23 protein-coding genes and 1 rRNA gene are annotated in these 24,304 nt (G+C 42.3%); 22 read left to right on the top strand and 2 right to left on the bottom strand.

Annotated features, from left to right (window positions below; translation table 11 throughout):
- From rrf to hisC, 8 genes are all read left to right on the top strand, one after another.
- Positions 1-109: ribosomal RNA gene (rrf, locus tag MTX11_RS14910) — 5S ribosomal RNA — on the top strand; the annotation flags it as partial.
- 198 nt (positions 110-307) lie between these two features.
- Positions 308-1,759 carry an RNA polymerase factor sigma-54 gene (locus MTX11_RS14905; RefSeq protein ID WP_243475452.1) on the top strand — a complete coding sequence of 484 codons (1,452 nt, stop codon included), beginning with the start codon at positions 308-310 and terminating at the stop codon, positions 1,757-1,759.
- A 184-nt stretch (positions 1,760-1,943) separates the two neighbouring features.
- A complete protein-coding gene (gene hpf, locus MTX11_RS14900; RefSeq protein ID WP_004730744.1) occupies positions 1,944-2,276 on the top strand; it encodes a ribosome hibernation-promoting factor, HPF/YfiA family in 333 nt (110 codons plus the stop codon).
- A 133-nt stretch (positions 2,277-2,409) separates the two neighbouring features.
- Positions 2,410-2,661 (top strand): BolA family iron metabolism protein IbaG, encoded by a 252-nt coding sequence (ibaG, locus tag MTX11_RS14895; protein ID WP_004730742.1) that lies wholly within the window; start codon positions 2,410-2,412, stop codon positions 2,659-2,661.
- 7 nt (positions 2,662-2,668) lie between these two features.
- Positions 2,669-3,925, top strand: coding sequence for a UDP-N-acetylglucosamine 1-carboxyvinyltransferase (gene murA / locus MTX11_RS14890; protein ID WP_243475451.1), 1,257 nt, complete (start codon positions 2,669-2,671; stop codon positions 3,923-3,925).
- Positions 3,925-4,626: an ATP phosphoribosyltransferase gene (gene hisG, locus MTX11_RS14885; protein ID WP_195725120.1), complete on the top strand. Its 702-nt coding sequence runs from the start codon at positions 3,925-3,927 to the stop codon at positions 4,624-4,626. The genes murA and hisG overlap by 1 nt, the downstream gene beginning before the upstream one ends.
- A 186-nt stretch (positions 4,627-4,812) precedes the next feature.
- Complete coding sequence (gene hisD / locus MTX11_RS14880) at positions 4,813-6,117, top strand: histidinol dehydrogenase (RefSeq protein ID WP_243475450.1); 1,305 nt, start codon at positions 4,813-4,815, stop codon at positions 6,115-6,117.
- Between the two features lie 148 nt (positions 6,118-6,265).
- Positions 6,266-7,354: a histidinol-phosphate transaminase gene (gene hisC, locus MTX11_RS14875; RefSeq protein ID WP_243475449.1), complete on the top strand. Its 1,089-nt coding sequence runs from the start codon at positions 6,266-6,268 to the stop codon at positions 7,352-7,354.
- A 110-nt stretch (positions 7,355-7,464) separates the two neighbouring features.
- Here hisC and MTX11_RS14870 read toward each other — a convergent pair whose 3' ends face one another.
- Positions 7,465-8,796 carry an anthranilate synthase component I family protein gene (locus MTX11_RS14870; RefSeq protein WP_243475448.1) on the bottom strand — a complete coding sequence of 444 codons (1,332 nt, stop codon included), beginning with the start codon at positions 8,794-8,796 and terminating at the stop codon, positions 7,465-7,467.
- Between the two features lie 259 nt (positions 8,797-9,055).
- Here MTX11_RS14870 and filA point away from each other — a divergent pair, with 259 nt between their 5' ends.
- The 6 genes from filA to filF all read left to right on the top strand — a co-directional run bounded on the left by filA (position 9,056) and on the right by filF (position 17,180).
- On the top strand, positions 9,056-10,105 hold the full coding sequence (filA, locus tag MTX11_RS14865; protein WP_180038487.1) for a putative pilus system protein FilA: 1,050 nt from the start codon (positions 9,056-9,058) through the stop codon (positions 10,103-10,105).
- A 188-nt stretch (positions 10,106-10,293) separates the two neighbouring features.
- Positions 10,294-11,127, top strand: coding sequence for a putative pilus system C39 family peptidase FilB (gene filB / locus MTX11_RS14860; RefSeq protein WP_148335223.1), 834 nt, complete (start codon positions 10,294-10,296; stop codon positions 11,125-11,127).
- Between the two features lie 34 nt (positions 11,128-11,161).
- Positions 11,162-12,367 carry a putative pilus system protein FilC gene (gene filC, locus MTX11_RS14855; protein ID WP_005247185.1) on the top strand — a complete coding sequence of 402 codons (1,206 nt, stop codon included), beginning with the start codon at positions 11,162-11,164 and terminating at the stop codon, positions 12,365-12,367.
- A 12-nt stretch (positions 12,368-12,379) separates the two neighbouring features.
- On the top strand, positions 12,380-14,044 hold the full coding sequence (filD, locus tag MTX11_RS14850) for a putative pilus system OmpP1/FadL family transporter FilD (RefSeq protein WP_004279160.1): 1,665 nt from the start codon (positions 12,380-12,382) through the stop codon (positions 14,042-14,044).
- Positions 14,045-14,051: 7 nt separating this feature from the next.
- Positions 14,052-15,227, top strand: coding sequence for a putative pilus assembly protein FilE (gene filE, locus MTX11_RS14845; protein WP_243475447.1), 1,176 nt, complete (start codon positions 14,052-14,054; stop codon positions 15,225-15,227).
- A gap of 21 nt (positions 15,228-15,248) precedes the next feature.
- Entirely contained in the window at positions 15,249-17,180 is a 1,932-nt protein-coding gene (gene filF / locus MTX11_RS14840; RefSeq protein WP_243475446.1) for a putative pilus system protein FilF, read from the top strand.
- A gap of 60 nt (positions 17,181-17,240) precedes the next feature.
- Here filF and MTX11_RS14835 read toward each other — a convergent pair whose 3' ends face one another.
- Positions 17,241-17,789, bottom strand: a complete 549-nt coding sequence (locus tag MTX11_RS14835) for an NUDIX hydrolase (RefSeq protein WP_243475454.1) — start codon at positions 17,787-17,789, stop codon at positions 17,241-17,243.
- Positions 17,790-17,912: 123 nt separating this feature from the next.
- Here MTX11_RS14835 and MTX11_RS14830 point away from each other — a divergent pair, with 123 nt between their 5' ends.
- The 8 genes from MTX11_RS14830 to MTX11_RS14795 form a co-directional block, all read left to right on the top strand.
- Positions 17,913-18,521 (top strand): NUDIX hydrolase, encoded by a 609-nt coding sequence (locus tag MTX11_RS14830; protein ID WP_005104899.1) that lies wholly within the window; start codon positions 17,913-17,915, stop codon positions 18,519-18,521.
- Between the two features lie 24 nt (positions 18,522-18,545).
- Positions 18,546-19,073, top strand: a complete 528-nt coding sequence (locus MTX11_RS14825; RefSeq protein WP_243475453.1) for a gamma carbonic anhydrase family protein — start codon at positions 18,546-18,548, stop codon at positions 19,071-19,073.
- 136 nt (positions 19,074-19,209) lie between these two features.
- The gene (gene tsaB, locus MTX11_RS14820) at positions 19,210-19,875 is read left to right on the top strand and encodes a tRNA (adenosine(37)-N6)-threonylcarbamoyltransferase complex dimerization subunit type 1 TsaB (protein WP_004730716.1); all 666 of its coding nucleotides are present in this window, start codon (positions 19,210-19,212) and stop codon (positions 19,873-19,875) included.
- Positions 19,876-19,891: 16 nt separating this feature from the next.
- Complete coding sequence (locus MTX11_RS14815) at positions 19,892-20,716, top strand: undecaprenyl-diphosphate phosphatase (protein WP_004279167.1); 825 nt, start codon at positions 19,892-19,894, stop codon at positions 20,714-20,716.
- A complete protein-coding gene (locus MTX11_RS14810) occupies positions 20,710-21,531 on the top strand; it encodes a class I SAM-dependent methyltransferase (RefSeq protein WP_071851392.1) in 822 nt (273 codons plus the stop codon). The genes MTX11_RS14815 and MTX11_RS14810 overlap by 7 nt, the downstream gene beginning before the upstream one ends.
- A gap of 120 nt (positions 21,532-21,651) precedes the next feature.
- Entirely contained in the window at positions 21,652-23,034 is a 1,383-nt protein-coding gene (locus MTX11_RS14805) for a C13 family peptidase (RefSeq protein ID WP_114541370.1), read from the top strand.
- 43 nt (positions 23,035-23,077) lie between these two features.
- The gene (gene fghA / locus MTX11_RS14800) at positions 23,078-23,914 is read left to right on the top strand and encodes an S-formylglutathione hydrolase (protein WP_243475445.1); all 837 of its coding nucleotides are present in this window, start codon (positions 23,078-23,080) and stop codon (positions 23,912-23,914) included.
- A gap of 160 nt (positions 23,915-24,074) precedes the next feature.
- Positions 24,075-24,304 (top strand): transposase (locus MTX11_RS14795; RefSeq protein WP_243474662.1); only part of this gene is annotated, 230 nt, incomplete at its 3' end.

Genomic DNA, 24,304 nt, shown 5'->3' with positions numbered 1-24,304 from the left:
GACCATAGCAAGAGTGAACCACCTGATCCCTTCCCGAACTCAGAAGTGAAACCTCTTAGCGCTGATGGTAGTGTGGGATTACCCATGTGAGAGTAAGTCATCGCCAGCTCATTATTCCAAAATCCCCCTCCGCATTAGCAGAGGGGGATTTTTTTATTCGAAAATTTAAGTATTTAAACAATTATTAGTTGTGAAAGACTAGAAATTTAAAATCCAATTTGTATGTTTTTTGGTAAATCTGTGTTATAAAAAATAAAACGGCATAAAAATTGCTTATAAAACGGGATTTTCTATTAAGGGGGTAACAATGAGATTATCAGTGGGCATAAAAATTGCGAACTCGCTGTCATTAACTCCACAATTACAGCAAGCAATTCGGCTATTACAACTTTCAAGTCTGGAATTGGAGCAAGAAGTTCAGTTGCAACTTGATAGTAATCCTCTATTAGAAAAAGTTGAAGAGCAAATTACCCTTGAAAGCTTATCTACAATTGAATCAAATAATGAAAATCACGATCTAACCAATGAACTTAATGCCGATCATCTGCCTGATGATTTACCTGTAGATACCGATTGGGATGATGTCTATACCCATCAACCTACAAGTCTGGGGGCAGCCGAGTTCGAAGAGCGTGAAGATAATCGTCAAGGGCATCAGAGCCTGCAAGAATATATGCTAGAACAAATTAATCTGCTGAATTTTTCACAGGTTGATAAATTAATCGCTTATTGTATCGTCGACTCTCTGGACGACAAAGGTTTTTTAGATGCAGAGTTAAGTGAAATTACTGCATCAGTACACCATTTACTCTCTTCTATAGGGGCCGAAGAAGAAATTGAAGATGATGAGGTTGCCGTTGTATTAAAGCATATTCAACGTTTGGATCCGGTGGGTGTAGGTTCTAGAAGCTTGGCAGAATGCCTATTGGTTCAACTTGATAATTTACCTGCGTCAACCCCTTGCCGAAATGATGCGATCAAACTTCTGCAACATTATGAATTGTTGATTACCAATGAGCTTCCTAAGCTGATCAAACAGACTGGCTTAAATCCAGAACAGTTGCGCTGTGCTGTAGATTTGCTAAAAACCTTAAAACCGCATCCAGGTCTGGAATTTGAAAACAAGGAATCGGATTATCAGGTGCCAGATGTTGTGGTGATGAAAAAGAATAACTGCTGGCAAGTCAATTTAAACTCGGATGTACTGCCAAAGTTACGCGTCAATTCTTTTTATGCCAAAATGATTCGTCGTGCAGATCATAGCGATGATAATCAGTACCTGCGTAATCAGATGCTGGAAGCGAAGAACTTTATCAAAAGTATCGATGAACGGCATAAAACATTATTGAAAGTCGCGACCTGTATTGTAGAACATCAAAAGATGTTCTTGGAAATTGGGGCGGAAGGCATGAAACCTCTGGTTTTAAGAGATATTGCCGAAGAAGTCGAATTGCATGAATCTACAGTTTCTCGTGTAACCACCAATAAATATATGCTGACCCCACGTGGATTGTTCGAGTTGAAATATTTCTTCTCGAGTCATGTCGGGACTACTTCAGGTGGTGAAGCATCTTCTACTGCTATTCGTGCCAAAATCAAAAAACTGATTTCCGAAGAAAATGCCCGTAAGCCTCTGTCTGATAATGCAATTGCCAATATGTTAAAAGATGAAGGCATTGATGTGGCACGACGTACGGTGGCGAAATATCGTGAATCGTTACATATTCCTTCATCTTCTGAGCGAAAAGTCTTGATCTAAAATTTGAAATCTGGCTATTCTAGAGATTCATTATGACAACATAATGAATCTTTTTTCTTTTGAGGATCAGTAAGATTGATTTGATTCAGGACTTAAAATACGGATATTTTATTTATAAGTTGCTGTATTTAAATTATTTTATATTGAGACTCTTCTAATCCTAACGAAGGTGAGGGATAGAACTATGCAAATAACAATTCGTGGACATCATTTATCGATTACGCCAGCTATTGAAGAAAGTATAAAAACCAAGTTTTCACAGATGACGAAGCACCTAGATCAGGTGAATAGTATGCAAGTGAAACTCTCGAAAGATCATCAAATTGATAAACGCTCTAGAAAGGGCAGTAGTAATCATATCGCAGAGGCTATTATCCGATTACCGGGCATTGAATTTTTTGCTCACGCCACCGCAGATGATATGTATACCTCAATTAAAATATTGACCGAAAAATTGAAACGGCAGATTGATCGATACCGGGAAATGCATTTACAGCAGCATCCTTTAGCTCTATAAAGGACAAATGATGAAAAAGAGGTTTTAAAAGCCTCTTTTTTTTATATATATAATGTATGGATCCATGAATTATTTTTGCTATTTATAGTAAAATGGCTCGTTTTACACCCTTAGTCCTATAAGAGGTCTTGTGATGAATAATGAACAGCTCGCTGAAATTTTAGAAGCCGCTTTTCCAGAGGCGGATGTTGCTGTGAGTGGTCAGGGCGGAAAATTTGATCTCCGTATTGTGGATGATCAATTTGAAGGTAAGCGTCCAGTTGCACGCCAACAAGCTGTTTATGCTCCTCTCAATGCCCATATTGCCAGTGGTGCAGTTCACGCAGTAACGATTCGCGCGATGACAAAAGAAGAATGGCGCAAAGCAAGCTTATTTGGAGCTTAATCATTTAATGGATAAATTTTTAATTCAGGGCGGTATCAAGCTCGAAGGTGAAGTGCGCATTTCTGGTGCAAAGAATGCAGCACTTCCATTATTGGCAGCAATGATTCTTGCTGATACCCCGATTACGCTCAGAAATGTTCCTAATCTAAAAGATGTCAATACGTTGGTGAAGCTGATTGCTGGTCTTGGGATCACCATGACTTATGAAGGCGATACGGTTGTTGCTGATATTTCTACATTAGATAACCAGTTCGCACCGTATGAGCTCGTAAAAACTATGCGTGCTTCTATTTTGGTGCTTGGTCCATTATTGGCGCGCTATGGCAGTGCAAAAGTGTCTTTACCAGGCGGTTGTGCGATTGGTTCCCGTCCTGTCGATCAGCATTTGAAAGCTTTAGAAGCTTTAGGCGCCGAGATTGAAGTCGAAGCCGGTTATGTACATGCCAAAGTCGATGGTCGCCTGAAAGGTGGCGAAGTTGTCTTTGATATGGTGACTGTGGGTGGGACAGAAAATATTCTGATGGCTGCCGTGTTGGCCGATGGTGTGACCACGATTCGCAATGCAGCACGTGAACCTGAGATCACTGATCTTGCGCAAATGCTGATCAAGATGGGTGCCAAGATTGAAGGTCTAGATACCGATACTTTAATTGTGACCGGTGTCGAACGTCTGCATGGCTGTGAATATGCGGTTGTTGCTGACCGGATTGAAACCGGTTCATATCTGGCAGCAGCAGCGATCACTGGCGGTCGTATCAAAACCACGCATACTGATCCGTCCCTGATGGAAGCGGTGCTGGACAAGTTTGAAGAAATGGGCGCAGAAGTGACCCGTGGTGACGACTGGATTGAACTGGATATGCTGGGTAAACGTCCGAAAGCTGTCAGCTTCCAAACCTTACCACATCCAGAATTTCCAACCGATATGCAAGCCCAGATTATGGCTGTGAATGCCATTGCTCAAGGCTTTGCGACAATTTCTGAAACGATTTTTGAAAACCGTTTCATGCATGTTCCTGAATTGGCACGTATGGGTGCCAATATTCAGGTAGAAGGTAATGATGCTGTGGTAACGGGTGTAGAAAAACTTTCTGCCGCACCCGTAATGGCAACAGATTTACGTGCTTCGTTCTCTTTGGTGCTGGCAGCACTTGCCGCTGAAGGTGAAACGCTGATTGACCGCATTTATCATATTGACCGCGGTTATGAAGATGTAGAAGCAAAGTTACAAAGTTTAGGTGCCCAAATTAAGCGAGTAAATTAATGAGCGATATGAGAAACGATGATCCAAACTTTGACGTAATGGGCAATTTTGATCATGGTTTAACTTTGGCATTAAGTAAGGGGCGTATCTTAAAAGAGACTTTACCTTTGCTAGAAACAGCAGGGATTAATCTTTTAGAAGATCCTGATAAATCTCGTAAATTGATTTTCCCGACCACGCATAAACAGGTTCGTATTCTAATTTTACGTGCTTCAGATGTACCGACTTATGTTGAAAATGGTGCAGCCGATATTGGTGTGGCCGGTAAAGATGTATTGATGGAACATGGCGCGCAAAACGTCTATGAACCATTGGACCTGAAAATTGCGGTATGTAAATTGATGACCGCCGGTAAGGTGGGGATGCAACGTCCTAAAGGTCGTTTAAAAATTGCGACCAAGTACGTGAATTTGACCCGTCAATACTATGCCAGCTTGGGTGAGCAAGTGGATGTGATCAAGCTGTATGGCTCCATGGAACTTGCACCATTAGTTGGTCTGGGCGATTACATCGTCGATGTCGTAGATACAGGCAATACCTTGCGTGCCAATGGTTTAGAGCCACTTGAAGAAATTTGCAAAGTGTCTTCGCGTTTAATCGTGAATAAAGCCAGCTTCAAGCGTAAGCAAGCATTATTAAATCCGATTTTGGCTCAACTGGAACAAGCGGTTGAAGCACGTGAAAAGGCCAAACATGCTTAAGCTTGTTGTTTAAAAAAGCCGTCCTTTCAGGGCGGTTTTTTTATTCGATTGAACATAAATACGATGTAAATTCTTTCATCAATTTGACCAAAAGTTATTTCCAATAAAACTCATAGGGCTAGAGCACTATAGCTGCCGACAAAAGTCTGGAAAACAGGTAAACTAAAGCCTTCGAATTCAAACCTGATGGGTAAATTGATGCGACGTTTATCGACCCAAGATCAAAACTTCAAGCAAGCATTTGCTGACTTGTTGGCTTTTGAAACTGTTAATGATCCTGAACTTTTAAAAACTGTAGACCAAATTATTGCTGATGTTCGTCAGCATGGTGATGCTCAAGTTCTTAAACTCACTCAACAGTTCGATCGACATCCGGCGCATCAATTTTCAGAGCTTGAGCTGACCCAGGAACAATTGAAAGCAGCATTTGATGGTCTAAGCACGGAAGTCCGGGAAGCGCTTGAACTTGCAGCGAATCGTATTCGGGAATTCCACCAGGCACAAAAACAGGACGGCTGGACCTATGTCGATGCTTTGGGGAATACGCTCGGTCAGAAAGTGACCCCATTGGATCGTGTCGGGATTTATGTACCGGGTGGTCTGGCGTCTTATCCATCTTCAGTATTGATGAATGCGGTGCCTGCACATGTCGCAGGTGTGCCGGAAATTATTATGGTGGTGCCTGCGCCGAATGGTGAGTTAAATCCATTGGTACTGGCGGCTGCATATCTGGCAGGTGTCACGCGTGTCTTTACGATTGGTGGCGCGCAAGCAGTTGCGGCATTGGCTTATGGTACAGAAACTGTCCCAGCAGTAGATAAAATTACTGGCCCGGGCAACCGTTTTGTTGCTGCAGCAAAACGTGCAGTGTTTGGTCAGGTCGGCATCGACATGATTGCAGGGCCTTCTGAAATTTTGGTATATGCCGAAGGCCAAAATAATGCTGAATGGCTGGCCATGGATTTACTTTCGCAAGCTGAGCATGACACTGTGGCACAAGCCATTTTCATCACACCAGATGAACAGTTGCTGAATGCGGTTGAACAGGCGATTGAAATGCACCTAGCAACATTGCCGAAAGCAGAAATTGCCCGTACCTCGATTGCCAATCGTGGTGCTTTAGTCTTGGTAAAAGACCGTCAAGAAGCGTCAGATTTGATTAATCAGGTAGCGCCTGAGCATCTGATGTTGTGTTTAGATGATGCAGAAGCAATGTCTGACAGCATTCGTCATGCAGGTGCGATCTTTATGGGGCGTTATACGCCTGAAGCCATTGGTGATTACTGTGCCGGGCCAAACCACGTCTTGCCAACTTCAGGTACTGCACGTTTTTCATCACCCTTAGGCGTTTATGATTTTCAGAAGCGCTCAAGCCTGATCATGTGCTCACAAGAAGGTGTAAAAACTTTAGCAAAAACCGCGGATATCTTGGCGCAACAAGAAAACCTGGATGCGCATGCGCGTTCAGCACGTTATCGTTATCAATCATAAATAGCATTACCACCTCTCCCTGACCCTCTCCTAAAAGGAGAGGAGAATTTAAACCACAAAAATCTTGTGTCTTTAGTAATGAAAATTCCTCTCTTGCGCCATATATGGCTCAGGGAGAGGTTAGGAGAGGGTTTAAAGAGAATACAAAATGAATATCACAACAGAACAAATGCGTTTTTGGAGTCCTGAAGTACGTGAATTAGAACCGTATATCCCAGGCGAACAACCAAAAATCCAGAATATTTTAAAACTTAATACCAATGAAAATCCGTATCCGCCATCACCCAAAGTGGTTGCGGCAGTACAACAGGTATTGGCAAATTCAGCAGACGTTTTGCGTTTATATCCAGATCCGGATGCGTCTGAACTGAAACAGGCGATCGCTAAACAGCAAAATGTACCTGTTGAAACCGTCTTTGTCGGCAATGGCTCAGATGAGGTTTTGGCACATATCTTTAAAGCATTTTTTGTTCAAGAACGGCCTGTACTTTATCCAGATATTACCTATAGTTTCTATCCGGTTTATAGTCAGTTTTTCGGCGTCAAAACCAAAATCTTGCCACTAAATGATGACTTTGAAATTGTTGTAAATGACTATAAACAAGCTAATGGTGGCATTATTATCACTAACCCTAATGCACCGACTAGTATTGATCTAGGCTTGGTAGCCATTGAGGAAATTCTGCAAGCCAATCCGGATTCAGTGGTGGTGATTGATGAAGCCTATGTGGATTTTGGTGCCGAATCAGCAGTCAAGCTGGTTGAAAAATATGAAAATTTAGTCGTATGTCAAACTACTTCGAAGTCACGTTCTCTTGCAGGGTTACGTGTTGGTTTCGCGATTGCCCAGCCACATTTGATTGCAGCACTTGAAGCAGTCAAAAATAGCTTTAACTCCTATCCGATGGACCGTTTTGCGATTGCTGCAGCGGTCGCTTCATTTGAAGATCAAGCCTACTTTGAAGCACAAAATGCAAAAGTGATTAAGAGTCGTGAAAAGTTGGTGTCCCAATTAAATGAGCTTGGTTTTAAAGTTTTACCATCGAGTGCCAACTTTATTTTTGCCTCATTGCCATCTAAGGATGCGGGCGAACTTGCAAGTGAGTTGCGTGAACGTGGCATTATCGTGCGTTATTTTAACAAGCCACGTATTAACCAGTTCTTAAGAATTACCATTGGTACAGATGAGCAAAATCAGCGTTTAGTCGATACGCTAAAAAATGAGATTTTGGTGTGATTAAAATCCCTCCTAGCTTCTCTTTGAAAAGGGAGGAGTTCCCTCTTTGAGTAAAGGAAGGTTAGGGTGGATTTGTAGAAAAAAGCGAATCAAATGATTCGCTTTTTTATTTATTCAGGCTGATACCAGGTATTTAACAGATCCAGCATCGCTGAAACTTTATCAAAACATTCCTGATATTCCGCATTACAATCCGAAGAAATGGTAATGCCACCACCGGCCCATAAAGAAACATCTTCTTGATATTTCTGAATAGAACGAATCAGAATGTTCCAGGAACCGGTACCATCAAAATTAAAATAACCCATTGAACCGCAATAAGCACCACGTGCTGCACCTTCCAATTCAGCAATAATCTGCATGGCCCGGATTTTAGGTGCGCCCGTAATTGAGCCACCTGGTAGGGCTGACATTAATACCTCGAAAGGATTCACACCTGCTTTTAAGGTCGCTTCTACTTCGCTCACCATATGATGCACTTGATTAAAACTTTCGATATTAAATAATTTGGGGGTTTTAACCGAGCCTGTTTCTGCATAAACACTTAAATCATTACGTAATAAATCCACAATCATGACATTTTCTGCTTGATCTTTTTCCGATGCTTTTAAGGTTTGTTTAGATTGTTCATCTAGCATTGGATCTGTATAGCGTGGCATGGTGCCTTTAATTGGTTTGGTGATAATTTTCCGATTTTTTTCGAAGTCAATAAATAACTCGGGTGAGCAGCTGAGTAATTCAAAATCACCAATACGTAAATAACCCGCGTAGGGCGCTTCGGTTAATGTCCAGAATGCTTGGGCAGTCGCTAAGAGGGAGCCTTGGGCACGACCTTTAAACTCTTGGGTTAGATTAATCTGATAGCAGTCACCTGCAACAATATAGTCCTGAATTTTCTGAAAAGCCTGAGTATAGACAGATTTAGTCCAGCGTGAGGTACAAGGATTTTTTAAATGAAATGTCGAGTGAATTTTATCTTGATTAAGTAAGTTCTGAATATGATTGTAAAGCTGTTCTGCTTGTGGATCATCACTATAGAACATCCAGCCATCAGGGGTTGGTTTAATGTAGGAAGGAAATTGACCAATAAATAAACCAGGTTGAGGGCGATCTGAATACTGAATATATTGTTGAGCCGCATAATCGTAGCCGATAAAACCGACATAACCTCCACGAAAGCCATTCTCTTGAGGAGTTTTTAATGCATCGATTGCTAAATTAAACTCAGATGGTCTGGGCTGATAGTGTTCAATCCCTGTTCTTTTAAAAGACTGAATTTGTGATGTCTGGGCAATAAAATATTCTTGAGCGCAGCAGGCAATAAAAGGCTGACCATTATTATTTAAATACACCAGATGATCCAATGTCTTCAATGCGGATAATAGATCTGCAACCAGACGAGATTCAAATTTTAAAGGGCGATGATAGAGAGCTTCGGTCATTCAGTTATGGAGAGTTCAATATGACTCACTATTTTATATCAAGAAGTCAGGAAAATATTTTTAAATCATGAAATACCGTTTATCGGTAAGCGACAGATTGCGACCAACAACAGTTGATCAAAAACTGACTCGACGCTAATTTAAGTGGGCTAGCAAATTACTCAAGGAAAGATGCTTAAGCTGTCAGAAAATAAAAAATACAGCCTAAACACTGAGTAATTCACAACCAAAAAAAATAGTACTCTTGGGAGAGTAAACAATGAAAAAATTTACAAAATTAGTTTTAGCGACTTCAGTTGCATTTAGTGCCAATGCGATGGCGATGCAAGCAATGGATGATGCATCTCTAAGCGAAACAACGGGTCAAGACGGTTTGACAATTGGTATCGGCATCTCGAAAATTGCTATTGAAAAATTATTTATCCATGATAACGACGGTTTAGCGCCAAAAGGTGTTGCAAATGAGGCAGGTTTCGGAGGTACTTCTACAGCAGGTGCGATCGTAATCCGTGGTAAGACTGATACAGCACCTGATGCTGCTGCTCTTGCTGATCCTACTACTGCAACGCATGGTGTAGTAATCGGTGCCAATTATGACAATAATGGTGCCTATTTACTTGCATCCCGTAACCTTGCTGACTTGGTAATTGATTCGGATGCTGGTGCTGGTAATCCTTTCATTAATGTTGCTGCACAAGTATCGGGTCTAGATATCAAAGTTGGCCGAATTGGTGTAACTGCATCTGGTACAGATGATCCGGATTCGATTCGTCGAGGTGGTGCCGGTGTTGTAAACGACATCATTAGTGGTTTTGACGTTAAAACTGGTGTGATAAATGCCAATATTCAACTGGGTGCTGCTCCACAAGGCGCTATGATCAAGATGAATAGTGTAATGGTAGGTGGTCTAGAAATTAAAAACCTAGGTATTTTAGATAACTCGTCTAAAAATAAAGCAGTGGGGCTTGTAGGTACGACTCCAGTGACTACACGTGAAGCCGGTGAGATTTTTGTTGAAAGTATCAAAATTGCAGATGCGGATTCTAATAATTTAACCATTAGTCAGAATATTTCTGTATATAACGATGCTTATGTAGGTACTACAGCTCAGTTAGGTAAGGCAGCGCATGTTCGTATTGTAAGTAATGATACTGGGGCGAAAGACCAATACATTAAAGGTATTCATTTAGGTAACCGTGAAGCAAGATCATCAATTGGTGATATGGAAGTTCAAGGCTTACAAACATTCTACTCTCAAGCTCAGGGTAGTTATACAAAAGGCGCAATTATTACTATTTCAGGTCACTAATCTTTATTTTAAAAAAAGCGCGTGTTTACACGCGCTTTTTTATGACTATATCACTTATCTAAAAAATAAAAAAAATACTGTATTTTTTTGAAAAAACAGGTATCTTTCTGGTTACAGGGAAGTAGAGTGAATGCTCTATAAAAAGAAAAATAGGCACATCATGCCCATTATAAGAAAAGTTAATAATTATGTTAGAGATCGCGTTGGGCTCGGCATTGATGTATTACGCTGCCAAAGAAGCTCTGGATATCAAAAAACAGCCGAATGGTGCTGTTCACTATACTGAAGTTCTTGATTCAAGAAATGACTCTTTTGTACGTATGCACCGTGAAGCTGTGGAAGTAAAACCGGCACTTCTGGATCAATTTCAGGGCATTGTACGTCAAGCTTATGATTATAGTTGTGGTTCAGCAGCACTGACGACCCTCCTCAATGGTTATGTCGGTACGCAGCTGGATGAGCAGCAAGTCATGAGTGGGCTAATGAAATTCGGTGAAACGGATAAAATTGTTGAACGCCGTAGTTTTTCTCTGCTTGATATGAAGCGCTTCGTTTCAGCCTTAGGATTGGAAAGTGGAGGATATCGAGGAGAGTTCAAAGATTTAGTCAATCAAGATCAGCCTGCCATTGTTCCGATTTCTTATGCGGGATTTAAGCATTTTGTAGTTTATAAAGGTTATAAAAATGGCCGGGTTTATGTTGCAGATCCGGCACTTGGTAATATCAGTTTTGAGGAACGGCGTTTTCAGGATATTTGGGAAAATAATACTTTGTTCCTGATTAATGTACCTGAACAATATCGCAAAAATTTTCTAGCATTAAAAGAATCAGATATGCGCCATGTAGAAGATGCTACGATCAATCGCTATGCCTTGGTTGACATGCAGTACCCACAATTTTATATGGAAAAAATTGCTGATAAAGCTTCTACGATCCGTATGGACCGTAATCGTAATACAGAGTCAGAACAATTTGGGGAATATCAACATAACTTCCTGAGACTGTATTACAAGAATAAATAAAACGAAAAACAGTAATAAAAATTAAAATGGTGAAATGGATATGAACAGTAAATGGATGAACAAGACGTTCTTGGCACTGAGCATTCAAATGGTAATGGGCGTTGCATTTGCTGCAGAAGAACCAGCACTAGGTGAATACGAAACGGTTGATGAAGAAGTTGTTGTTGAAACTGCTGCATCTGTACCGGCTCAAACCGGGCAGGTCAAAACGCAGACTGCAGAAGAATCGGAACTAGGTGGATATGAAGCAGTTGAAGAGGCTGCCGTGGAAACAGCAGCACCTGTAGAGACTCAGGCTGGCCAGGTAGTAGATGCATCTCAAGCTTTACAGCAACAAGAAGGAGATGCTACTCAGGCAGCTAACCTGGAAGAAGTATTTACGTCAAATGAACGCCAATACTCTCTGATAAAACAAGGTGAAATTTCATCATATTACGATATTGATTATACCTATTATCGAGACACTCAACTTGATATAGAAATGGCACAGGGCCAATTGTATCAACTACGTGTTCAAGAAAATGCAACACATAGTATGACTAATACTTTCACTTTCCAATATGGCGTGAAAGATAACCTGACCTTGACCGCATCCCTACCTTTAGTGGCTAAAACTGACTTGTTAAAAGATACGTCTACGGCAGGCTTGGGTGATATTAGTCTGGGTGCTCGCTGGGAGCCCTTCCCACTAAAAGCAGGTCGTCTGCCTCTGATTTTATTTGGTAATTTATCAACTAAAACCGGTGATAGCCCTTATGAAATTAATGCCGCGACAGATCTGGCAGCAGGAAAGGGCTATTACTCTGCTGGAGTGGGTGCTAGTACACGTAAATACATTGACCCAGTTGTATTGTTTGCATCGGTTTCTGCGAACTATGGTTTTAAAGAATCGGGCCTGAATCAGCGTCGAGGTAGCCGGATTATTGAGGAGTTTGAACCTGGTGTTAGTGGAGGCTTTGCCTTTGGTTTCGCATATTCATTTAACTATGATGTTTCGATGACCATGTCCTATCAGCAAAGCTTTAATACTGGTGCGGAATTTAACTATAACACTGGTGAAAGTTATTCTGCTGCAGATCAGACCAGTTCTACCTTTGCAATTTCCTTAGGGGTGCGAGTTTCTCCAGAAACAATTGTTAATGGTACCGTTGGCCTAGGGCTGACCGAAGATGCACCGGATGTTTCGTTGGGACTGTCATTCCCACTTGATATTTTAGGTTTTGGTAAAAAAATTAGTTAATAGGGGTGTCGTATGAAAAACATTCGACTTAGCCCGTTATTAACAGGAATTATTCTTGCGGGCTGTTCAAGTTATACCTTTGCACAATTGGGAACCAACCTTTCAGTTGATTTACGTGCACTATCCATGGGGAATGCCGTCACCGCAGATCCTCCAGGGGTCAATGCCATCCACTTTAACCCGGCTGCACTGACTAAAATTGATGGTCTGCAAACCGAACAGCAAATCATTGTGGCTAATTTTGATATCCAGCGTGAGTTTTCAGTACCGGCCGGATATAACGTATTTGGCTATTCTGATGATCCTATTGTCTGTAATGACGGTCCTGAAGTTTCATCTGATTTGTGTACCGATTTTAAAGGCCCAGTCAAAGGCGATGTGGAATATGTCAGCCTGTATGTTCCTTTTCTGAAAAAAATGGTGGATTTAGGCGAAGGTCTTCCTTTGACTGCACCCACGATGGGGATCGCATACAATCCCCCTGGATCGAAAGCCACTTATGCGACTGCTGTTTATGCTCCTCTCATGGCAGGTTTTGGTCATGAAGATGGGAACCCGGCAAACTTTATGGGACAGCAGGTTGCTTTAGAGCGGATTACCTATCTGTCACCATCCATCGGTTATGAGGTCAATGACCAACTGTCGATTGGTGCTTCTATCGGGATGTCTTATCAAGCCATCGGGATGAAAACGGACTTGCGTTTCCCGAATGAGTTGATTGGGATGTTGCGTATGATCGACGAAGTCGTGTGTACGCCGTTTAAAGAAAATTCCGACATTATTACAGATATTCTTTTGCTCGGGATCTGTAATGCGGATGAGGGGATGAACCCATTTGGCAAGTTTGGTCAAATGCAACTGGAGCTTGAGCAGAACTTAAGTCCAAGTTATAACCTGGGAATATTGTGGGAACCGCGCGAAGACTTTAGTTTTGGTATGGTGTACCAAAGTGCTGCAAAAATGCGCTTAAAAGGTAAATATCATATTGATAATGCCAAAGCTCCTCAGGAAATGATTAAAGGTTTAATGACCTCACCGACCGGCCAGATTCTGGCTGCAATTCTTGGATTTCCTAATTACATACCATCGAGTGAATCTGGTCTGGTGTCGCAGGATTTTGAATATCCGGCGCATTTTCAGGCAGGTATCAAATATAAAGTGATGCCAGATTTGCAAGTGAATTTTGATATTGGCTGGACAGATTACAAGGTCTGGGACGAATTTAAATTCGAATTTGATCGTACCATTTCAGCCCTAAAAATTGCCAAAATTTTGTCTGCCAATGTTACTGACTCAACCTTGGCTTTACCGATGGGATTTGAATCGCCGTGGAACTTTGGTATCGGGATGGAGTATTCCGCTACAGACCGTTTGAAGCTTCGGGCAGGTTATGAACCACGGACCAGTGCTATTCCAAAAAATAAGCGTAATACCATGGTACCGATCAATGGTGCACAGTTATTTGGTTTAGGTGTGGGTTACCGTTTTGATGCAGACACTGATCTGGATCTATCAATTGGTTTCTTGCGTAGCAAAGATCAGATTCCAGCAAATACCAGTAGTTTAGCCAACCAGACAGGGGTAAATAACCTGTTATTAAACCCATATGCAGGTTTAAACGTAAAAACAGATACCAAAATTACAATTTTAGGTTTGAACTATCGCACGCGTTGGTAAGGGAAAAATGATCAAGACAAGGAACGTTGGATTGACAGCGGTACTGGCATTAAATCTGGTATCCGTGTCTTTTTATACAAGCGCTAAAGAATTTATTACGATTATTGGTCCAGATGGCCGACCATTAGTCGTACCCCGTAATAATGCAGAGAAAAAAACTGAAGACAAATCTCGATTGTTGAAAAAAGTAGAAGCTGCAATAGTTCAGCCTGTAACTGTAAGACAAAACATAGAAAAATTGCCCGTCGTAGAAAATAGGCAAGTTAAACTTAAGCATGACCATAATATGGTTGTACAACCAGTACAACCAGTACAACCAGTACAACCAGTACAACCAGTACAACCAGTACAACCAGTACAACCAGTACAACTGCATACTGTGCAAGAAAAGATTCAGTCTAAACCACAATTAAAACCTGAATCTCAAGCTATTCAAAATCCTGATATTGGAGCTGGATCTTCTGTTGCTACTATACAAAAACCGGGATTTAGCCAAGTTGAAGGCATTGAATATGTGGATAGTGAGTATCTGGAAAATAAAGAATTTAATTTGGAAGGCAAAAAACGTTTCTATAGCATGCCCGAAGGAGTAGTAGATAAAAATATTGGAACTACCCGGATCCAGACAATTGAACGTGAAAAAGGGGTGGGACAATCCGTATTAAAATCCTTGTTTCAAACGCCAGAAGTAGATTCTGGTCCTGTAGTACTGGCTCAAAGTTATTATCGTATTTCACAGTCGGAGACCATCGATAGCTTGGGCAAGCAGTGTTTTAATGATAAGAAAATTAAAAAAGCGAAAGAAATCAGCCTTAAAAAAGCAGTTAACCTGTGGCCTCGCGCACCTCTTAAAGCAGACGAATTTGATTTTGAAGTGGTAAAGCTTCAATCCGATATCCAGAATATTCAGATCAACTCTTATGCTTCTAGCCAGAAAAATCCAACGTATTATTGGCCTTTTGTTGTGTTTTTAGACAGTCGCGGCTGTGTGCTTGAAGGAGCGGGCGGTTTTAAAAATCAGGAAGGCCAGGCGAATATTATTCAACATGAGCGTATCGAAGGGGTTCTCCAGATTCCTGCTCAAAGTGAATATATATTATTGACGCCTTTGGCCTCAGCAATAGATGTTGAAGACAAGATGCTGACAAATCATGGACAACTAAAATTAGTCGCCATTCGATAAGGACTATTCGAGTACAAAAAGATGAAAAATAAAATATTATTTCCATTTGCTTTAACCACACTTTTAACGGCACTGAGTGGGTGTGGTGGGGAAAGTGCCAATGTCATTCCAGAAAAAAATGATGAAGCCACGACCAATGGTACTTGTACCCCAGGTACAACTAACTGTGTGGAATGGGGGCTGGAATATCCGCTCGATGGTTTGAACTTTAACTGTAGTAGCGATACAGAAAATACCTTTATTACGTTATTTGATAGTAAAAACGGGGTTGCTTCTGGAACCTGTCAAAAGACGGATAATATTGAGTTTTATATTCAAAGTTTTGCTTCGCGCAAGATTAATTTAGGTCAAATTAAACTCAGCGATTATGCTAGTTTTAGTGCCCAGACCCAGCTGCCGCGTTTAAGTGTCATCGATATTGCAACTGGGATTGCTCGACGTCCGGTAGGGGATTTGGTGCCTAATGATCCTACCGTTCAGGTGGCCATGCGTCTGGTTAAAATTCTGCAAGCTTTGGCGCTAGAAGAAGGGCGTATTATTAATCCATCTGATGTACAACCTTTGTATATTACTGAAGAGATGCGTAAAGACCTGGCGAAAACCAGTGAGAATATCAATTTGATGGATGCCGATTTGGCGACCAAAATTAAAGATTTTGTTGATATCAGCACAATTTCGGATGAGGTGGCTTTTGCCACAGTTAAAAAACTGGTGACGATTGCCAACGCAGCCGTGTATCAGCCAGAATTTTCATTATTCTCAACTTCAGGCGTGATTGGAAGTAACCTGACGGGTTCAGATGGACTGGTGGGCTGTAATCAAAACCCTTGTGATATTAAGAATAAGAATACTAAATATTTATTTGGCCATTTCATGCTGATTACTGATCGCCAGGGCTATACCTTTGGCAGCGGCCTGCAATGGCGTGATACCCAGTTAACATTGGCTAAAGAAAATTTATCTTCCTTAGGGGGGATTAATGCTCAACTCATCCGTAAGGTGAAACCGGTACAAATGACCGCTGATCCGCAAAGTTCATGGATTCATCCAACCAGTAAAACCATTAACACGCCTTACCGTCTGAATATCGCAAATAATGCGACTCCGCTTGAGTTGTATCAAGGCAGATTATTGAATGATTATGTGATCGCGGGTAAAGAAGCTTTCTATAAAGTGGTGACTGACAAAAAATCGCTGGATACTTCCGATCAAGCCAACTTGGGGTTGTGGCGTTTGCAGGCCGATGGTGAAAACTATACGGGAAGCATTGATCTCTACAAGATTTTCCCGATTAGTTATCTAGATCGTCAGGTCTTTAAAACAGCGCAGAATGTGGCAGATAAGGAGAAATATATCTTCCCAATGTATGCCAATCTGGAATTTAAATTTACAGATACCACTGTCAGCCCAATTACTTTAGGAATCGTAATTGACAGCAATGGTGATGTACGCACCAATATGCAATCCTCTAGTAATTTCGCGACTGATCCGGTGAATGGCTGTCAAGGCGATGTGTTGGCAGATACGCTCTTAGATCATCAAGGCATACAACAATATCGCCTTGGAACTTTGGGACGTGCATTTGTCGCTGATAAAGCGGTTTCCATGCGCCTGATTTTGGCCAATGAAAAGTTTGGTAATATCAATGGCGCATTGGTAGGGGTAGACTCACGCATCCAGTCTTCACCGGATTCTAGGGATTCGATTGTGATCGGTGGTGCGCTGCTCAATTTGTCTAATGTGTTGGATACTAATGTGGGCCAGAATGGGCGTGTAACTTTCCTGAATTCGGCAGGGGATGGGGTACAATGGGCCAATACCTATGCGAGTTTTCAAAAAGTTTATAATAATAACAATGAGGGTGAAACACCGGCAGATATTAGCCTGGCAAAATTAAACGGTGGTTCGGTTGAGTTTAAACTCGCGGATTGCTATCAAGTCAAAGCTAAATAATATTCTTTAAAAATAAAAAAAATCCCATCTTAGTATGGGATTTTTTTATGGATGTTAGATTTAACCCGTGTGGTCTAGACGCGTGCCTAATGTTTCCAGATGCATTGGAAAAATATTATTTTTGCGGTCTTCAAAATAATGTCTGAGAGTATGTTCTACACTCGGGAAAGCAAGTTCAGTCCAGGGAATATCAGCTTCATCGAACAGACGGCTTTCGATGGTTTCTTCACCCGCACCAAATTTTCCATCAATCAGATTGGCTTTAAATAGCACATAAATCTGACCAATACGTGGAATGTTATACATACAGTACAATTGTTCAATGTCTACTTCAGCTTCGGCTTCTTCGCGGGTTTCCCGGGCAGCCCCTTGCTCCATGGTTTCAAACAGTTCCATATAGCCGGCAGGTAAAGTCCATAAGCCATAGCGTGGTTCAATGGCACGACGGCACAACAGTACTTTGTTTTCGAATAAGACTAAAGCACCACAAATCACTTTTGGATTAATGTAATGAATAGAGCCGCATGAATCACATACGCTGCGAATTTGCTGATCGCCCAAAGGAATTTTAGCAGTGGTTTTATGTCCACAATTCACACAGAAGTTCATATTCATCATCAATGATAAAAGTATGCTCAGGATAACTGAAAAAGCAAAATTTGGCATCATTTCTCTCCCGCCCCGACTAAAATCAGCTATGATGAAATTATGATCATCTTCAGGGCTGAGAGAATGGATGCATGTGAATTGACACACAGGTTGCAGCAACGATTACGTTTTTCCAAGCGTATCCGATCTGCGCATGCTGCCGTGTTGATTGCAATTACAGATGAAGCTGACCCGAAAGTATTGCTGACGCGCCGTTCAGCTTATTTGAATAATCATGCCGGAGAAGTCTCATTTCCAGGTGGCAAGCGCGATCCACAAGATACCAGTAATATTGTGGTGGCTTTAAGGGAAGCCTATGAGGAAACGGCACTCAATCCTTTTGATGTGCATTTAATGGGTGATTTACCCATGCAAAAAGCCCGCAATGGCATGCTGGTCAAACCGATTGTGGGACTGATTCCTCCGCAAGTGAAGCTGATTCCACAACCGACGGAAATTGACCGGATTTTCTTTGCTTCATTGCAGCATTTGCTTGAAGTGACGCCCACGCCTTATGAAGTTCGTTTTGCCCAGCAATCTTTATATTTTCCGAGTATGCGGGTAGAAAATGAAGTGGTCTGGGGATTGACCGCACGTATGCTGATTTCTTTATTTCAATATGGGCTGGATTATAAAAAAGACTGGCCATTCTTGCTTAATTCTCCAACGTTTAAACGCTCCAAATTTTTTTAACCATTGAACAGGATTTTATCAATGTTGTACAAATTTCAAGGACATATGCCCACCGCTATACATCAGCCCTGGGATGGCTGGATAGCACCAACGGCAACAGTAATTGGACAAGTTGAGCTTGGACGACAAGTCAGTGTCTGGTTCGGTGCCGTAGTACGTGCAGATAATAGTAAAATCAAATTAGGTGATTTTAGCAATGTGCAGGAAAATGCAGTACTGCATACGGATGCCGGTATCGAGATGAATATTGGCAATTATGTGACAATTGGGCATCAGGCTATGCTGCATGGCTGTACCATTGGAGATAACAGCCTGATCGGGATTCAGGCCGTCATTCTGAACCATGCCGTGATTGGGAAGAATTGTATTATTGGTGCCAATGCCTTGATTCCGGAAGGCAAGATCATTCCAGACAATTCCGTGGTGATGGGCTCACCCGGTAAAGTGGTGAAAACGCTGGATGATGACAGTATTCAAAAATTAACAATGAGCGCCATGCATTATGCCGAGCATTTTCAGAAATTTCAGGATTTAGAAGAAGTGCAACTCTAAGGCACTGTTCTATTAATTGAAGCATAAGCCTAGATTTTCTAGGCATTTTTGTATCTGTTTCGGGAAAATCTCGCGTAGCGGATATGAGTGGAGTATTATATCCGCGTTTTTTATATTCTCTGAATTAAGGTTGTGCATGAAAGTGCTGGCATTGGAGACTGCCAATGAGCAGTGTTCCGTCTCTGTAATTGATGATACTCAAGAACTATTTTTTCAGCTTGATGCGCGCGCCAAGGCACAAACGCAAACGATTCTCCCGATGATTGAACAAGGCCTGCAAGATCTTGGGCTGGCCATTGCTGATTTGACCGCGATTGCCTTTAGTCGTGGTCCGGGTTCTTTTAGCGGTGTGCGTATTAATGCTGCCGTGACTCAGGCCTTGGCTTGGTCCAATGATGTGCCGGTAATTCCGGTATCGACTTTGCAGGCTTTGGCACAAGCAGCCTACCGCTTGCACGGTCTGACTGAAGTGTCTGCGGTATTGGATGCGCGCATGAGCGAAGTCTATATCGCGAGCTATCAAGTGGATGCACAAGGAATTATGCAACCGGTTGATGATGAGCAACTGTTAAGTTATGCAGAAGGCAGCCAAGCTGTACGCTTTACCCCGGTCGGCTCAGGCGCTGAACTGGTACAAAGCGAAACTTCAATTTATAAAGATGTGCATGCGACCGCACAGGATATCGCCAGCATTGCACGTGCAGCGGCACAAGCAGAAAACTGGGTGAGTGCAGAATTGGCATTACCCGTATATTTACGCGATAACGCGTGGAAAAAAATTCCAGAACAAGGCAAAGCATAATTAATTAGGATAAAGCATGGATCTTTTACTGCTACTCAAAGCGGCCATCATGGGTATTATCGAAGGCATTACCGAGTTTTTGCCTATTTCCAGTACCGGTCATTTGATTTTGGCATCAGAATTAATGAATTTCTGGACCAAGGAAAAGAGTGATGTATTCGTCATTGCGATCCAGATGGGGGCAATTGCTGCCGTTATTTATGAATATTGGGCACGTCTTTGGGGGGCAGCGACCGGGATTGTCAGCGGTGAACCGCAAGGTCGCCGTTTAGGCATTGGCCTGATTCTGGCTTCTATTCCGATTATATTGATTGGTCTGACGCTGGGACAAACCGTCAAACAATTACTATTTAATGATATTGCAATTGCCATTGGTTTGATTGTCGGCGGTTTGATCATTATCTGGATTGAAAAGAATCCACCACAAGTCCGTGTCCATGAAGTTGAAGAACTCAGCATTAGAGATGCAATCTGGATTGGCCTAATTCAGGTTTTATCCTTGATACCGGGTACTTCCCGTTCAGGCGCAACCATTATCGGTGCGATGTTCCTGGGTGTGTCCCGTAAGGCAGCGACTGAATTCTCATTTTTCTTGGGTATTCCGGTCATTATCGGCGCTGGCCTGCTGGACCTTTATCAAAGCTATGATGTCTTAAATACGACTGAAGACTGGACCGTGATCGGAGTTGGGCTTCTGGTTTCCTTTATCTCGGCATTGATATTAATTCGTGCGCTGGTCGCTTATGTGGCCAAACGCGACTTTATGATCTTTGCTTGGTATCGTATTGCTTCGGGTCTGCTGATTTTATTATTTGCCTATACAGGTTGGAAATTATGGTAAGTGCGATTCGCTTATATGCCGAATCTGACTATCAAGAGAAAGCACAGCACTTTGAGGCTGTGCTTTCTTCTCGTGGGGTACAGGTCGAGATTGCAACCGTTGAAAAACTCAATGCTCGTTTTTTCCGTTTAAATCCTGAACTGGCCCTTTGTGTTGATGCTGACGGACTCTGGTTATGTGCCAACGGCATGAAGATGCAACCGGACTGGCAAGCGGAAACCGGGCGTTTAAAACGCGCATCTTTAAAGTCAGAAATGATCGCACGCGCCTGCAATTTAAGTGAAAAACCAAGCTTGGTCGATGCGACTGCGGGTCTGGGGCATGACAGTCTGTTGATGGCACACTTAGGCGCGCAGGTCACCTTGGTTGAACGGCATCCGATTTTGTTCACTTTGCTTGAAGATACCCATACGCGTGCCCAGTCGGATGCATTCCTAAGTCAGGTCGTATCACGGATTCATTTGGTTTTTTCTGATTCAGCCGATTATCTGCAACAACAGGCCCAGCAGCATAAAGTTGTCGATGTAGTTTATCTTGATCCAATGTTTCCACAGCGGGATCAAAATCAGCAGGCAGTCAAAAAGCAGGCGCAGGTCAAAAAACAGATGCAGCTGTTGCATATGTTATTGCCTGAAGATGGTGAAATGGATCTGGGCGATAACCTTTTAGAACTGGCGCAGAAAATTGGCAAGCGTGTCGTGGTCAAACGTCCGCGTCTGGCGGTATTTCTGGCCGGAAAAGAGCCAAATCATCAATGGCAAGGCGATGCTTGTCGCTTTGATGCGTATTTTCAGCATGAACTTGTAGCTGAATAGGATAATGGCTTCTTTATTAAGCAAAGATTTGTTATATATTTAAAATTAGCATTGATTAAATGCTTATCAAGCATAAACTTATTCAGCACATTAGCGAGCCACTCATCTCCTTGAAATCCTATGATCGACTTTAAACCCTCCATTAATTTTTGGCACGATTTTAAGAGCAACCAAATTGCCGGGATGTGGTTATTTCTGGGGTCGAGGCGTTCTTTACAACTGGTCCGTCCATCCATCATGCAACTGGTGTTCTGGGGGATCTTAGGGGGCTGCGCCAACAGTTTGTTTAGCTGGCTCAGTTCAGGCCGTATGGGAGATTTTAACTCTCAAGGCCTGATCAGTTATGCGCTTTGGCCTTTCATTGCCCTGATTGTCGGTATTTTTCTTTCGCAACGGGTCAATAATCCACGCTTGATGCTGGTGCCAGCCTTGTTATGGTTGGTGTTAGATACCCATATCATGCTGTTCCAGTGTCTGATTCAGTATCTGGGTGATCTGGATTATCTGCCTTATATCCTTTACGACTATATTCCAACGCTCTTTGTCATGCTGTTTGTCTGGCAAAGTCTGGCAGTGGTCTGGGTGATTTCACGTGAATTAAAATGGCCGTGGTGGGAACGTGCGCTGATTATGCTGGCGACTTTGTTTACGCTAGTAGTTTGGCAGATTTCAGTCAAAGATCAGCCGATCTGGAAAGTCGAAGAAATTCCACCGAGTTTTGCCGAAGATGCTTTCTATGCCCAGCCAACTTTGCTGAATAAAGCGCTGGAAAATATCGAGTATGGTGAATTTGCACAGTCACACTGGTATTTCATGGGAGTAGCTGGAGCGAGCTATCAGGATGTATTCCATTCTGAAGTTGAGCGGATTAAAGAGCAGTTTGATACCCGTTTTGGTACTTTTGGCCGATCGATTGCCTTGGTCAATCACCCAGCGACACGTACCACTATGCCGATTGCTTCCAAAACCAGTATGGAGCTGACATTGCGCCGTATGGGGCAGCAGATGAACCGTGAAAGTGACGTATTATTTTTATATATGACCTCTCACGGTTTGCCGAATGTATTTGAAATGGAAAATGCCCCACTGGATCTGGCGCAGGTTGATCCAAAATGGTTGCGTGAAACACTAGATGCATCAGGCATACGTTGGCGCGTGATCGTAATCTCGGCCTGTTTTTCAGGCAGTTTTGCTTCTGCTTTACAGAATGACAATACCTTGGTGATTACGGCTTCGGCAGCTGATCGGCAGTCTTTTGGCTGTTCGAATGAAGCGGATTATACCTATTTTGGTCGTGCGTTCTTTGATGAAGCCATGCGTGAAAATAGCAGCTTGCAAAGCGCTTTCGCACAGGCCACAGATACCGTAGCAAAATGGGAATCAGCTCAAGGTTTTGAGCCATCAGAACCGCAATGGGTGATTGGTAAGAATATGGAATTGATGTTGCCGCAATTGGAGCAACGTTTATTTCCACAGACCACTACGGCGACATCATCTCCCTAGATCAATGTCATCCACAGACCGGTTGTAATAATAAGGAATAGCCATGGAACTTATACAGAACAATAGAAGCTTTGAAGGTGAACAGCGGATTTATCGTTTTGATTCGCGCTATCTTAAAACCCCGACCAAGTTTGGCATTTTTCTGCCGCCTCAAGCTTTAGAAGGTCACAGCTGTCCTGCATTATTCTATCTGGCTGGTTTGACCTGTACCGAAGAAACCTTTGCCATCAAGGCGCATGCACAACGTTTGGCGGCACAGCTTGGCTTGATTTTGATTACACCTGATACCTCACCACGTGGTGAAGGCGTGGCAGAAGGCGACAACTGGGATATCGGTCAGGGTGCAGGTTTTTATATCAATGCTACCCAGGCGCCTTGGGTTGAACATTATCAGATGGAAAGCTTTATTGTCGATGAACTCTATGCACTGGTTACTGAGGAGTTCGTAATCCATCCCGGCAAGATCGGTATCTTCGGCCACTCTATGGGTGGTCATGGCGCATTAACTCTGGCATTTAAATATCCAGAAAAATTTAAATCTGTTTCAGCCTTTGCACCAATTTGTGCGCCGAGTCAGTGCCCATGGGGAGACAAAGCATTCTCGAATTATTTGGGTACTGAAAAAGAGCAATGGCTGAAACATGATGCGACCGCTTTGGTTCAGGAAAAGGGCGCATTGTTTGGCGATATCCTGATTGATCAGGGTTTTTCAGACCAGTTCTATAACCAGCTTAATCCAGCCCTGTTCCAGCAGGCTTGTGATGGCGTGAACCAGCCGCTAACTTTGCGTGAACATCAGGGCTATGATCATGGCTATTACTTTATTCAAAGTTTCATAGATGATCATTTACAATTCCATGCCGTGCAGTTAAATCCTTAAAGCAAGACTGCACTTATACAGCAGATTTAAGAAGATTAAAAAACCTCCAAAATGTTTTTACATTCTGGGGGTTTTTCTTTTAGGGTGTGTTGACACTTTTAGCTTAAAAAAATAGCGAAGTAGTAAAATCAAATCGCCAAACCCAATTTTACTATTCGCTATGCCTCGTACCATGCTGACAGATCAACACTGGCAAAAGTTGAAAGTTATTCTGCGTAATTTATCCATTCACCACAACTCAAATTTACGCAATTTTATTGAAGCTATTCTCTATAGAATTAGAACAGGCTGTCCGTGGCGAGATATTCCTTGTTGTTTTGGTCATTCAAACTCTATTTTCAAACGTTTTAATCGTTGGTCAAGCAGCGGTAAGTTACTTAGATTATTCAA

It is taken from the genome of Acinetobacter lwoffii, from assembly GCF_022809915.1.
Classification (GTDB): Bacteria; Pseudomonadota; Gammaproteobacteria; order Pseudomonadales; family Moraxellaceae; genus Acinetobacter; species Acinetobacter lwoffii_M.
This window is presented reverse-complemented; position numbering and strand designations above follow the sequence as displayed.

Coding starts and splice junctions, on each gene's coding strand:
- MTX11_RS14905 (WP_243475452.1), top strand. CDS start 308: ATGAGATTATCAGTGGGCATAAAAATTGCGAACTCGCTGTCATTAACT.
- hpf (WP_004730744.1), top strand. CDS start 1,944: ATGCAAATAACAATTCGTGGACATCATTTATCGATTACGCCAGCTATT.
- ibaG (WP_004730742.1), top strand. CDS start 2,410: ATGAATAATGAACAGCTCGCTGAAATTTTAGAAGCCGCTTTTCCAGAG.
- murA (WP_243475451.1), top strand. CDS start 2,669: ATGGATAAATTTTTAATTCAGGGCGGTATCAAGCTCGAAGGTGAAGTG.
- hisG (WP_195725120.1), top strand. CDS start 3,925: ATGAGCGATATGAGAAACGATGATCCAAACTTTGACGTAATGGGCAAT.
- hisD (WP_243475450.1), top strand. CDS start 4,813: ATGGGTAAATTGATGCGACGTTTATCGACCCAAGATCAAAACTTCAAG.
- hisC (WP_243475449.1), top strand. CDS start 6,266: ATGAATATCACAACAGAACAAATGCGTTTTTGGAGTCCTGAAGTACGT.
- MTX11_RS14870 (WP_243475448.1), bottom strand. CDS start 8,796: ATGACCGAAGCTCTCTATCATCGCCCTTTAAAATTTGAATCTCGTCTG.
- filA (WP_180038487.1), top strand. CDS start 9,056: ATGAAAAAATTTACAAAATTAGTTTTAGCGACTTCAGTTGCATTTAGT.
- filB (WP_148335223.1), top strand. CDS start 10,294: ATGTTAGAGATCGCGTTGGGCTCGGCATTGATGTATTACGCTGCCAAA.
- filC (WP_005247185.1), top strand. CDS start 11,162: ATGGATATGAACAGTAAATGGATGAACAAGACGTTCTTGGCACTGAGC.
- filD (WP_004279160.1), top strand. CDS start 12,380: ATGAAAAACATTCGACTTAGCCCGTTATTAACAGGAATTATTCTTGCG.
- filE (WP_243475447.1), top strand. CDS start 14,052: ATGATCAAGACAAGGAACGTTGGATTGACAGCGGTACTGGCATTAAAT.
- filF (WP_243475446.1), top strand. CDS start 15,249: ATGAAAAATAAAATATTATTTCCATTTGCTTTAACCACACTTTTAACG.
- MTX11_RS14835 (WP_243475454.1), bottom strand. CDS start 17,789: ATGAACTTCTGTGTGAATTGTGGACATAAAACCACTGCTAAAATTCCT.
- MTX11_RS14830 (WP_005104899.1), top strand. CDS start 17,913: ATGGATGCATGTGAATTGACACACAGGTTGCAGCAACGATTACGTTTT.
- tsaB (WP_004730716.1), top strand. CDS start 19,210: ATGAAAGTGCTGGCATTGGAGACTGCCAATGAGCAGTGTTCCGTCTCT.
- MTX11_RS14815 (WP_004279167.1), top strand. CDS start 19,892: ATGGATCTTTTACTGCTACTCAAAGCGGCCATCATGGGTATTATCGAA.
- MTX11_RS14810 (WP_071851392.1), top strand. CDS start 20,710: ATGGTAAGTGCGATTCGCTTATATGCCGAATCTGACTATCAAGAGAAA.
- MTX11_RS14805 (WP_114541370.1), top strand. CDS start 21,652: ATGATCGACTTTAAACCCTCCATTAATTTTTGGCACGATTTTAAGAGC.
- fghA (WP_243475445.1), top strand. CDS start 23,078: ATGGAACTTATACAGAACAATAGAAGCTTTGAAGGTGAACAGCGGATT.